Origin of the sequence: Streptomyces sp. NPDC094032, from assembly GCF_040303965.1 — a bacterium.
Taxonomy (GTDB): domain Bacteria; phylum Actinomycetota; class Actinomycetes; order Streptomycetales; family Streptomycetaceae; genus Streptomyces.
Map to the genome: position 1 here is coordinate 301,605 of NZ_JBEOUE010000006.1, position 10,967 is coordinate 312,571.

Consider the following 10,967-nt stretch of genomic DNA (forward strand, 5'->3'; position numbering starts at 1 on the left):
GACCCAGGAAGGAACCGCCCACCGATGCTCCATCCCCACAGGCCCCGGCGCAGCCGCAGGACGCGCCTGCTCAGCCTCATACCCGTACTGCTCGTGATCGTCGCCTCCGGCGCCTTCGTCTACGTCTCCAAGAGCGAGGAGACCCTCTTCTCGCCCCAGCTCACGGCGATCAGCGTCGACGAGGCCGTCTCCGAGTACCGCGCCGACGCCCGGCCGAAGCACGAGGACATCCGGATGCCCGCCAAGCTGCCGGTGCCCCCGAACCCCACCCTCGCCGGCTTCTCCGCGCCCAAGCCCGGCGTCTACTCGTACCGCACCACGGGCAAGGACTGGGTCGAGTACGACGGGCAGAAGTACACCCGGCAGTTCCCCCAGGTCACTCCGGCCACCGTCCTGCGCTCCTCCGGCTGCGGCTGGGAGCTGTACTTCAGGACCGCCCGCGAATACACCGACGGGCACCGGCAGTGCAGCGCGCCCGGAGAGTTCCTCTGCATGGCGCACATCTCCGAGATCACCTTCGGCGACGTGCACCGCAAGATGGTCCACGAGTGCAACCCCGGCATGGTCCAGGTCGGCGGCAAGGCCGTCGGCCCCGGAGGCCGCCAGTCGACCAAGTGCTACGCCTCGCACCACGACGCGGCCAGCATCGACATCGTCTTCCGCAACAAGGAACCCGTCGTCGTCGGCGGCAAACCCGTCGACGCCTACCACGTCGAACTCCTCAGCTCCGTCGACGGGGAGATGAAGGGCACCGCCGTCGCCGACGTGTGGTTCGAGACCCGCACCGGCGCCTACCTCAAGATGATCCGCAAGCAGGACACCAGCTCCGTCCTGCCCGACGGCTCCACCGTCACCTACCGCGTCCGCGTCACCTACGAGCTCGAGTCCCTCGAACCCCGCGTCTGAGAGATCCGGTGAGACGGGCCCCGGCGCCCGCACGAGAACGACAGGACCCGCGAGGCCGAGCGACGGCCCGCGGGTCCTGTCCGTCATGGAGGAGGCCGCAATGGAGAAGGCAGCACAGGAACCCCCGCCGGCGGAGCGCAACCGCCCCCGCGGCTGCGCCGAGGAGGCCCGGCGCTCCCTCGTGGAACCGCTGTACGGCACGGTCCTGGAGCTCGGTGCGAGCAGCGGAGCCAACCTGCCCCACTACAAAGGGGTCGCCCGTGTCGTCGCCGTGAACCGCTCCGGAGCGAGCGGCGCGGCCCGCCTCCGGGCCTCCGCCCCGACCGGCATACCCGTCTCCGTCGTGACGGCCGCACCCGGCCGACTCCCCTTCAGGGACCGCTCGTTCGACGCCGTCGTCTCCACCATGGCGCTGTGCGCCGCGCCCGACCAGGCGACGGCGCTCGCCGAGATCCGGCGCGTGCTCTCCCCGGACGGCGTGCTCGTCTTCCTCGAACACGTCCGCTCCCGCAACCACTGGACCGCCGGGATGCAGGACATGATGACGCCCGTCGTACGGCGGCTGCGCAGCGGCTGCCGCATCAACGTCGACACCGTCACCGCGATCCGCGCCGCCGGCTTCCGCCTCAGCGTCCTCGACATCCTGGAGCCCCGGGCGGGCGTCCCCCGCCTGGTGCCGTTCGTCCGGGGCCGGGCCTACCTGCCCTGAGCGGGGCGCACACCGAAAGGTCCGGCCGGTGCGCGACGTTCGCGCACCGGCCGGACCTTCCGGGAAACGGCGTCGGATCAGGGCAGCCGCACCACCTGCGCCGCGTACGCGAGCCCCGCGCCGAACCCCAGGAACAGCGCGAGCCCGCCCGAGGCGACCCGCCCCGACGCCAGCAGCCGCTCCGCGGCCAGCGGGATCGAGGCCGCCGACGTGTTGCCCATGTCGACGACGTCACGGGCCACGACGACGGAATCCGGCAGCCGCAGCGCCGAGGCGACCCGGTCCACGATCCGCAGATTCGCCTGATGCGGCACGAAGGCGTCCAGATCCTCGACCCCCACCCCCGCCCGGTCCAGCGCCGCGCGGGCCACCTCCGGCATATGGGTCACCGCCCACCGGAACACCTCCTGGCCCCGCATCCGCAGGAACGGATCGGCACCCCGCCGCACGATGAGGTCGCCCCCCGTACCGTCCGAGCCCCAGCTCACCGGGCCGATGCCCGGCTCGGCCGACGGGCCCACCACCATGGCGCCCGCGCCGTCCCCGAACAGGAACGCCGTGCCCCGGTCCCTCGGATCGACGATGTCCGACATCCGCTCCGTACCGACCACCAGCACATGGCGGCCCTGCCCGCTGACCACGACCTGGCGGGCGAGCGCGATCCCGTGCGTGAAACCGGCGCACGCGGCCGACAGATCGGTCGCCGTCGCCCCGAAGGCACCGAGCCGCCGGGCCACCTCGACGGCGACCGGCGGCCCCTCGTCCAGCCGGCTCATCGTCGCCAGCAGCAGGGTGTCCACCTCACGGGCCGTCACCCCGGCCGCCGCCAGCGCCTTCTCACAGGCGGCCTGCGCCATCACCGCCAGCGTCTCCCCGGGCGCCGCCCGCCGCCGCGAGCGGATCCCGGACCTGCGCCTGATCCACTCGTCGCTGGAGTCGAGCACCTCGCACACCTCGTCGTTGCCGACGAGCCGGGCCGGGCGGTGCGCCCCGACACCCAGGACGGCGGCCTCCGAACCCACCGCCGGCGGCACCATGATCAGCATCGCGCCTCCTCCCAGCGCTCGGACCGGGACTGCCGCAGGGCGTCCGCGACCACCTCACGGGGCTCCTCGTGCAGGAAGAAGTGGCCGCCCGGCCGCTCGGTCAGCGAGAAACCGTCCAGCGTGTGCATCCGCCACGGCTGCATGGACGCGGCACTCGCCTGCCGGTCCGACGACCCGACGTACCCGATCACCCGGCAGGGCAACGGCGGCCCCGGGGCGAAGCGGTACGCCTCACAGGCCGCGAAGTCCGCCCGCAGCCTCGGCTCCGTCGCCGCCCGCAGCTCCGGCCGGGCCAGCACCTCGTCGGACGTCCCGCCCATCGCCTCGACCTCGGCCCAGAACGCGTCGGACGGCAGCGCGCTGATCGCGGCACGCGCGCGCGGCGCGTGCGGCGCCGCGTGGGCGACGACCACGAGGGCGGCGGGGGAGGGCCGGCCGCGCCGCACCAGCTCGCGTACGGTCTCGAAGGCGACCAGCGCCCCCATGCTGTGGCCCAGCAGGACGGCCCCCGGATCCAGCCGCCCGAGACGGTCCGCGGCCAGGACGGCCAACTCCCGTACGGAAGCGCCCGGTCGGCCGGCCGGAGGCGGCGGCGCGACGGTCCGCACCCGGGCCAGCGGACCCACCGCCTCCTGCCACAGCCGGAAGGACGCCGCACCGCCCCCGGCGTGCGGGAAGCAGTAGAGCGCCGGCGGCCCGTCACCGGCGGACCCCGCCGCCGGGCCGGCCGGCCGGCGTACCGCCGTCTCCGTCACTTGGCCCGCTCCGGACTCGCGGCGCCGCCGCCCGCCGCCGACCGCACCGCCCGGGCGAGCACGGGCAGCGTCCCGTCCACGTACATCTCCCGGCAGCGGCCACGCCGCCGCTTGCCCGAGGTGGTCTTCGGCAGCGACGAGGCGGGGCACACGACCACCTCGTGCGGCGGCACCGGCAGCCGCCTGCGCAGGCGGTCCAGCAGCCGCGCCGCCAGATCCGGCGCCTCCGCGGCGCCCACCCGGCCCTCCGCCACCAGGACCATGCGCCCGGTCGTGTGCTCAAGGAAGGCGATGGTGTTGCCGCTGCGGACCCCCTCCACCCGCTCGGCCTCCGTCTCGAAGTCCTCCGGGTAGATGTTCCGGCCGCCCAGGATGATCATGTCCTTGCGGCGGCCGCAGATCACCAGGCCCTCGTCGCCGACGAAACCGAGGTCACCGGTGTCCAGCCAGCCGTCGGCCATCACCGCCGCGGTGGCCGCCGGGTCGTTCCAGTACCCGGACATCACACACGGACCCTGGACGTGGATGGCCCCGACCCGCCCGTGCGGCAGCTCCGTCCCGTCCTCGGCGCGGACGCTCACCCGCGTACCCGGGATCGGCGTCCCGCACGCCACGAGCCGACGCGCGCCCGGCGCACCCTCCGGCACCGGCACCGCGAGACCCTCGGTCTCCAGGGCGTCCCGGTCCACCCACGAGACGGCCAGCGGCGAGCCCGACGGCCGCAGCGTCACACAGAGCGTCGCCTCGGCGAGGCCGAACACCGGACACGGCACCGTCGGGCGCATCCCGTACCGGGCGGCGGCGGCCGTGAACGCGTCGAGGCTCTCCACGTCGATCGGCTCCGCACCGTTGACCGCCCACTTCAGACACGACAGGTCCAGCGCGCGCTCGACCCCGCGCAGCAGCCGACCGGCCAGCGCGTAAGCGAAGTTGGGGGCCACGGTGAGCGAGACGCGATAGCGGGAGATGGCGGTGAGCCAGGACATGGGGCTGGAGATGAAGTGCTCGGGCGACTGCACCACGACGTCGTTGCCGCGCGCGACACACCCCAGCAGACCGATGATGCCCATGTCGTGGTTGAGCGGCAGCCACGTCATCCCGGTCTCCTCCGGACCGATGCCGTAGCCGTGCCACACGGCCGCCATGTTCGACAGCACGTTGTGGTGGGTGAGCACGACGGCACGCGACGACTGGGTGGTGCCGGAGGTGAACTGGAGCAGCGCCACCGCGTCCGGATCCGAGGGCACCTCGATCACCGGCACCGCCGACTCCCGCCCGAGAGCGGCGAGTTCACCCAGAGGAGCCACCCGGCAGCCGGGCCCGGCGAGCGGCGCGAACACCTCCGCGTACGCGTCCGTGACCGCGAGGACCCGGGCGTCCACGGCCGCGACCCGCCGGCCGATGTCGTCCAGGAACTCCTCCAGCTCCCCGCGCCTGCGCGGCAGCGGCAGCATGACGGGCACGGCGCCCGCGTACCAGACACCGAAGAGCGTGCGCAGCAGGGGCTCGTCCGTGCCGGACAGCAGGCACACCCGGTCGCCGGGCGCCACCCCGGAGGCGCGCAGCCCGGCGGCGATCGAACGGGCCGAGGCGTCCAGGTCCCGGTAGGCGAGCCGGGTCTCGGCGAGGGAACCGTCGACGAGGATGATGCCCTTGGCGGTACGGGCCGAACGGGCCAGGGCCTGGGGAACGGTCGAAGCCCCGTAGAAGTCGGCGGGCTCGACGGCGGGCTCGACGGCGGGCTCGACGGCGGGGGAGAGGGGCAGCGGAGCGGGGGACGGAGAGGGGACGACCTGGGTGGTCATGGGGCTCCTTCGGGAATGCGCCGGACAGGCCGGGCGCGCGACGGCTCAGCGCTCGACGGCGCGGCGGAACAGCGGAATGACGAACGCCTGGGTCAGGACCACACCCCCCAGGAGCACGCCGGCCATGGCGAGCAGCGCACCCCCGTCGACGGGGCCGGTCATCAGGGCACGGGCGCCCTCGGTGACGTACGTGAACGGGTTGTACGCGGAGAGCGCCGCCAGCCAGTCGGGGAGCAGCGCGTTCGGCATGGCGGCGGTGCTGGTGAACATGAGCAGGATGAACAGCGGCGACATCGCCAGCGGCGCCTGCGGATTCCAGGTGGTCAGCGCCACGATGTAGAACAGTCCGCCGTACGCCACCGACCACACGCTGCACATCAGCAGCAGGGCCGGCACCGCGGCGGGCCCGCTGTCGATCCGCGCCCCGAGCGCGAGACCGACCACGAGCACGACCACGGCGGCGGGCAGCACCCGCAGGGCGTCGAACAGCACCCGGGACAGCAGGATCGCCGAGGGCCGCACGTCCAGCAGACGCATCCGGTTCAGGAAGCCGGTCTGCACGTCGAGCACGAGGGCCGTCGCCGAGTAGCCGGAGCCCATCATGCCCGCGAGCAGCATCATCCCGGGCGCCATGTACGCGGTGTACGGATGGACGGGGAAGCTGGCGAGGCTGGACACCCTGCTGTACGCCGAGGCGACCAGGGTCTCCGCGAACAGCGGGAAGAGCACCGGGAAGACGAAGGCGATCACGGGGCTGCGCAGCGCCTCACGGATGTTGCGGCGCAGCAGCAGGAGCACCTCGGCGGTGAAGCCGTTCGCGGAGGCGCGCGGCAGCGGGGAAACGGCGCCGGTGGTGGGCGGCTTCGCCCGGTCGCGGGAGTCGAGGGTCAGGTCCGTCACGGCCGTTCGTTCCTTCCTGTTCCGCCGGCCAGGGACCGGCCGATGGCCGCGAGGCCGGAGGCGGTGGAGTTGTCCGACTCGGCGGAGGCGGACGCGCCGGTGAGCCGGACGAAGACGTCCTCCAGCGTCGGCTCGACGACCGCGAGGGCGGTCTGCGGCACCCCGAGCGCGGCCAGCCGGCCGAGTACGGAGAGCAGTTCACCCTCGCGGGCGGCGTCCACGATCACGTCACCGCCCGGGTCAAGGGCCGCCCGCGTCCCGAACTCCCCCAGCACACAGGACCGTTCGAGCCCGTCGACCGGCCGCACCTGGACCTGCTTGCCGCCCGCCTGGGCCTTCAGGGCGCTCGGGGTGTCCAGGACGGCGATCCGCCCGGAGTCCAGCACGGCGACCCGGTCGGCGAGCTCGTCCGCCTCTTCGAGGTACTGGGTGGTGAGCAGCACGGTGCCGCCCTCGGCGGCGAACGAACGCACCCACTCCCACAGCGCCCGCCGGTTCTGCGGGTCGAGTCCCGTGGTCGGCTCGTCCAGGAAGAGCACCTCGGGATCCCGCAGCAGGGCGAGCGCCAGATCCAGCCGGCGGCGCGTGCCGCCGGAACAGACCGCCACCATCTTGTCGACCGCCGCCTCCAGGCCGAAGAGCCGGACGAGTTCGTCCGCCTTGGCCCGTACGGCCGCCGCGCCGAGCCCGGCGAGCCGGCCGACGAACTCCAGGTGCTCCCGTCCGGTCATCAGCTCGTCCAGGGCGACCTGCTGGAGGGACGCCCCGATCCGGGACCGCACCTCCTCACGCCGCGCCACCACGTCGTGGCCGCAGATGCTCGCCGTGCCCTCGGTGGGCGTGTCGAGCGTGGTCAGCAGATTGACCAGGGTCGTCTTCCCGGCCCCGTTGCGGCCCAGACAGCCGAAGGTCTCACCGGCCGCGATGTCGAAACCGACGTCCTGAAGGGCCCGTGTCCCGTCCGGGAACACCTTGCCCAGGGACCGTACGGAGATTCTCGTCTCCCCCACGCTCGCCTCCTCGTCGGCCGGGGGTGTGCACCCGGCGCTGTGAGGATGACCCGCGGTTCCGGGCGGGCCCAGTGCACTCCGGGGGGCCCGTCCGCAGCGTTCCGCTCAGGCCCGGCCGCGGTACCCGATCGGGCAGGCCGCACGGACGGGACGGAGGGGGGGAGGAGGGAGGAGGGAGGAGGGAGGCGGACGGGAAGGCCCTGGAAGCGCGTCAGCCGGAGTGGGAGAGGCACAGGAGGTGGATCGCCACCCCGACCACGGCCACGACTCCCGCGAGCCCCAGGGCGCTGACGAGGATGAGGCGCCGGGTGAGCACGGGAGGCTCGGCGACCTGAAGCCCTTCGAGATGGGCGATGCGCGCGCCCAGGAGCGCCGGATTGGACATCGCGGCCACCGGCCCGGCCGTCGGCGACGAAGACTCCCGCGATACGGCGAACAGCGCGCCCGCCACCGCCTGCCGCCCGCAGCATTCCACGGCACGCCGGTCGGCGGCGATCTCCTGCCGCACCACCTGGAGCGACTGCCAGTGGCGCAGCAGCGGGACGTACCAGAAGGTGGCTCCGGCGACCGCGAGCAGACTCCGCCGCAGCGGGTCGAGCCGGCCGAGGTGGGTCTGCTCGTGGCGGAGCACCGCGGCGAGCTCGTCCTCCGTGAGCTGCGCGACGAGGACCCGGGAGACCACGACCCGGGGGCGCCAGGAGCCGTAGGTGAAGGCCGTCGCCTGGGGCCCGGCCAGCTCGACCACCCGGTCGTCGAGCCCCACACGGGCGGCGGCACGGGCGAGGGCGGGGGAGAGGGGCAGCAGATGGTCCGCGATGTGACGGTGCAGCCGCCGGGTGTCCCGGAGCCACCGGAAGAGCAACAGGTGCGAACCGGCCCAGCCCACGGCCGCCAGCGACAGCGCCAGGGCCATCTCGGCGCGATGCCAGGGGTGTCCGGGGGAACCGTGGTGGGCGGTCACGAACAGGACCGCCATGACGATGAAGAACGTCGACGCGGCGATGCGCACCACCAGGCCCGCGACGCGCAACGCCACGCCGAGGCGTGACGTCCTCGCGCGGCTCACGTGCCGTCGTCCTCCCGCATCAGGCGCTCCAGTCGCGCCATCAGCTCGGGCGTGGCACGGGCCTCGTCGACGAAGTGCGCCACGGCGGCCGCGCCGAAGTCGCGGATCACCTCGCGCACCGCGAGCGCGGCCTCGTCGGCGACCGCGGCCGTGTACAGATACCCGCGGCCCTGCTTCGTGCGGGTGGTCGCGCCCTTGTCGGCGAGCCGCCCGAGCACGGTCATGATCGTGGTGTACGCGAGGGGGGTGGCACGCCGCTCGTTGACCCGGTCCAGGACGTCGCGGACGGACAACGGGCCGGGAGCGCTCCACAGCACGTTCATGATCTCGGTCTCCAGGGCACCGAGGACCACGCCGCCGGGTGATGAGGGGGAAGCCACACCATCAATCTACTACAGCATTGTGGTAGGCGGCAGCCCGGCGGCGGTGGTCGGTCAGTGGCGGTGGTCGGTCGGTGGCGGCGGTCGGCGGCGGGTCCCTCCCTCAGCGCTCCTCGGTCACCAGCCCCTCGCGCAGGGCCATGGCGACCGCCAGGGTGCGGTTGGGGCAGTTCAGCTTCGCGAGCACGTTGCCGACGTGACGTTTCGCCCCGTGCTCCGATATCCCCAGTCTGCGGGCGATCTGCTTGTTGCTGCAGCCGGCCGCCAGGAGGTCGAGCGCCTGCTGCTCGCGGGGCGTGAGGAAGAGCCCGCGGGCCGGAGCGGGGCCGCGGCGCCGGACCATCGAGAGCAGCTCGCGCGCCATCGAGTCGGGCATCGGCATCTCGCCGCGCAGCAGCCGCCCGAGCGCGTCCTGAAGGGCCTCCGGTGTCAGACCGGCCTCCAGGAGGAACCCGTCCACGTGCTGCGAGGCCGCGCGGGCCAGCGCCTCGTCGCTCGGGTGGTGCAGGAGCAGCAGGACCTTCGGGCCGCCTTGACAGCTCTCGCGCAGGCCCGCCAGCTCCTCGTCGGCCAGTGTCGCGGACAGGATGAGCACGTCGTACGGGGTCTCGGACAACTGCGCCGCGGCCTCCTGAAGGGTTCCGCAGCCCGTCGTGGCCCGGACGGTGGGCAGCGCGTCGAGCATGGAGCAGACGCCCCAGCGGGCGACGCCATTCTCCAGGGCGACGAGCACGCGGAGCTGGGAGTACAGCCGATCGAATCCCAGTCGGTCGGAGGCGTGTTCCAGAGTGTGAACGGCAAACGTAGTCACGTGACCCCCATCGATTCAGCGGCCGGTCGGGCATGACCCGCCACGGACATGTGTCTGGATCGGACTCCTATGGGGGAGCCGCCATGGGAGGCACGGCCGGGTCGGCCAGTGGGTCCCGCGGACAGCTGGTCCAGGATCGGACAGGGTGCCCGTACGGAGGCACCAGGGAGAACCGGAAGCGCGAGTCACCATACACTACGCTGCTGTAGTTGGTTGTGTCTTGGTCAACTACTGCTCCGACAAAGGGTGTTGCTATGGATGACGACGTCTTCTACCGCCCGCTGGGCGGCGCTCGCTACCGGCCGACCCTCTGCGCGCAGGGGCCCTGGGATGCCGCACACCAGTACGGCGGCGCGGTGGCGGCCTTGCTCGCACACCACGCCGAGCAGCTGCCGCCACCCGGTTTTCAGCCGATTCGCTCGACCTGCGACTTCCTCGGGCCCGTCCCGATGGACACCGTGTCCGTCACGACCCGTGTCGGGCGGCAGGGGCGCAGCCTGTGGCTCGTCGAGGCCGAACTCGCCGCCGGTGCCGACGGAACACCCCGCGCCCGCTTCGCCGGCTGGTGGTCGCGCGCCGCGCCGCTGGACCTGCCGCCCACGGGGGCGGCGGCGGATACGGCGGAGGTCAGTCCGGTGCCGCCGGCCGAACCCCACCCCCGCCCGCCCTTCGGATACCTGCGCGCCTCCGAACGCCGCTTCGTGAAAGGCGAGTTCCTGGCCCCCGGACCGGCCTTCGCCTGGATGCGGACCCATGTACCGCTCACCTCCGACGCGCCCGGCTCGGCGCTGAGCGGTGTGCTGATGAACGCCGACATGGGCAGCGGCATCAGCGCGGTCGTCGACTGGACCCGGTTCGCTTTCGCCAACGTCGACCTGACGGTGCATCTGCACCGGCAGCCGGTCGGCTCCTGGACCGGCCTCGACGCGGTGACGGAACTCGGTGCGGACGGCGCCGGATCGACCAGAGCGGTGCTGTGGGACGAGACGGGCCCGATCGGCACCGCCGCGCAGGCGCTGTTCGTACGGGCGCGCTGAGAGCGCGGAGGGCCGCGGCCTCGTCCGCGTACTGCCCGATCGGGTACCTCCGACCTGCCGGACCGCGCAGGGCCCTTCGCGACACCGCCCGAGGATGTGCCCCCGCCGGACGCCGCACCAAGCTGGCCGACTGATCACCGAAGCGCGTCTCGTGGAGGAGCAGTCATGAACAGCGAACTCGCAGCCCTGGATGCCCCGCAGCCGCACGACCGACTGCGGGTGCTGTGCGCACAGGTGGTTCCCGACTGGGACGACGCGGGCACGGCCTCCGACGCCCCGCTCTACCTGGAGTCGCTCGCGGCGGCCGAGCTCAAGGCCCTGATCGAGGCCGAGTTCGACGCCGTCGTGCCCCTCGTGGACCTCATCGAGGAGCCCACCCTCGACGGCATCGCCGCGCTGATCGAAGAGGCCCTCGCCGAGGGGCACACCTCCGATTCCCTTCCGGTGTTGGTGGGGGATGTGGGGGGTCGGTTCGAGGGGTTTGGTCTGACGGATGTGCAGCATGCGTATTGGTTGGGTCGGTCGGGGTTGTTTGAGTTGGG

12 protein-coding genes are annotated in these 10,967 nt (G+C 73.1%); 4 read left to right on the forward strand and 8 right to left on the reverse strand.

The window, feature by feature from the left end; all coding sequences use genetic code 11:
- Window positions 1-24: 24 nt before the first annotated feature.
- Both ABTZ54_RS12465 and ABTZ54_RS12470 read left to right on the forward strand, forming a co-directional pair.
- A complete protein-coding gene (locus tag ABTZ54_RS12465; protein WP_351660783.1) occupies window positions 25-906 on the forward strand; it encodes a hypothetical protein in 882 nt (293 codons plus the stop codon).
- Window positions 907-1,006: 100 nt separating this feature from the next.
- Complete coding sequence (locus ABTZ54_RS12470; protein ID WP_351660786.1) at window positions 1,007-1,615, forward strand: class I SAM-dependent methyltransferase; 609 nt, start codon at window positions 1,007-1,009, stop codon at window positions 1,613-1,615.
- 77 nt (window positions 1,616-1,692) lie between these two features.
- On the opposite strand, the gene ABTZ54_RS12475 is transcribed toward ABTZ54_RS12470, so the two are convergent.
- The 8 genes from ABTZ54_RS12475 to ABTZ54_RS12510 form a co-directional block, all read right to left on the reverse strand.
- Window positions 1,693-2,661: a beta-ketoacyl-ACP synthase 3 gene (locus ABTZ54_RS12475; protein ID WP_351660789.1), complete on the reverse strand. Its 969-nt coding sequence runs from the start codon at window positions 2,659-2,661 to the stop codon at window positions 1,693-1,695.
- Entirely contained in the window at window positions 2,655-3,416 is a 762-nt protein-coding gene (locus tag ABTZ54_RS12480) for a thioesterase II family protein (protein WP_351660792.1), read from the reverse strand. The genes ABTZ54_RS12475 and ABTZ54_RS12480 overlap by 7 nt, the downstream gene beginning before the upstream one ends.
- Entirely contained in the window at window positions 3,413-5,221 is a 1,809-nt protein-coding gene (locus tag ABTZ54_RS12485) for an AMP-binding protein (protein WP_351660795.1), read from the reverse strand. Before ABTZ54_RS12485 ends, ABTZ54_RS12480 begins: the two co-directional genes overlap by 4 nt.
- Before the next feature lie 45 nt (window positions 5,222-5,266).
- Entirely contained in the window at window positions 5,267-6,121 is an 855-nt protein-coding gene (locus ABTZ54_RS12490; protein WP_351660798.1) for an ABC transporter permease, read from the reverse strand.
- Window positions 6,118-7,131, reverse strand: coding sequence for an ATP-binding cassette domain-containing protein (locus ABTZ54_RS12495; RefSeq protein WP_351660801.1), 1,014 nt, complete (start codon window positions 7,129-7,131; stop codon window positions 6,118-6,120). Before ABTZ54_RS12495 ends, ABTZ54_RS12490 begins: the two co-directional genes overlap by 4 nt.
- Before the next feature lie 211 nt (window positions 7,132-7,342).
- Entirely contained in the window at window positions 7,343-8,197 is an 855-nt protein-coding gene (locus ABTZ54_RS12500) for a M56 family metallopeptidase (RefSeq protein ID WP_351660804.1), read from the reverse strand.
- Entirely contained in the window at window positions 8,194-8,577 is a 384-nt protein-coding gene (locus ABTZ54_RS12505; protein WP_351660807.1) for a BlaI/MecI/CopY family transcriptional regulator, read from the reverse strand. Before ABTZ54_RS12505 ends, ABTZ54_RS12500 begins: the two co-directional genes overlap by 4 nt.
- Before the next feature lie 103 nt (window positions 8,578-8,680).
- The gene (locus tag ABTZ54_RS12510; RefSeq protein WP_351660810.1) at window positions 8,681-9,388 is read right to left on the reverse strand and encodes a helix-turn-helix transcriptional regulator; all 708 of its coding nucleotides are present in this window, start codon (window positions 9,386-9,388) and stop codon (window positions 8,681-8,683) included.
- A 254-nt stretch (window positions 9,389-9,642) separates the two neighbouring features.
- On the opposite strand from ABTZ54_RS12510, the gene ABTZ54_RS12515 reads away from it, so the two are divergent.
- Both ABTZ54_RS12515 and ABTZ54_RS12520 read left to right on the forward strand, forming a co-directional pair.
- On the forward strand, window positions 9,643-10,425 hold the full coding sequence (locus ABTZ54_RS12515) for a thioesterase family protein (RefSeq protein WP_351660813.1): 783 nt from the start codon (window positions 9,643-9,645) through the stop codon (window positions 10,423-10,425).
- A 165-nt stretch (window positions 10,426-10,590) separates the two neighbouring features.
- Window positions 10,591-10,967 (forward strand): acyl carrier protein (locus tag ABTZ54_RS12520; RefSeq protein WP_351660816.1); only part of this gene is annotated, 377 nt, incomplete at its 3' end.

What these genes read in the sequence shown, in the direction of transcription:
- ABTZ54_RS12465 (WP_351660783.1), top strand. Translation starts at nt 25, where the DNA reads ATGCTCCATCCCCACAGGCCCCGGCGCAGCCGCAGGACGCGCCTGCTC.
- ABTZ54_RS12470 (WP_351660786.1), top strand. Translation starts at nt 1,007, where the DNA reads ATGGAGAAGGCAGCACAGGAACCCCCGCCGGCGGAGCGCAACCGCCCC.
- ABTZ54_RS12515 (WP_351660813.1), top strand. Translation starts at nt 9,643, where the DNA reads ATGGATGACGACGTCTTCTACCGCCCGCTGGGCGGCGCTCGCTACCGG.
- ABTZ54_RS12475 (WP_351660789.1), bottom strand. Translation starts at nt 2,661, where the DNA reads ATGCTGATCATGGTGCCGCCGGCGGTGGGTTCGGAGGCCGCCGTCCTG.
- ABTZ54_RS12485 (WP_351660795.1), bottom strand. Translation starts at nt 5,221, where the DNA reads ATGACCACCCAGGTCGTCCCCTCTCCGTCCCCCGCTCCGCTGCCCCTC.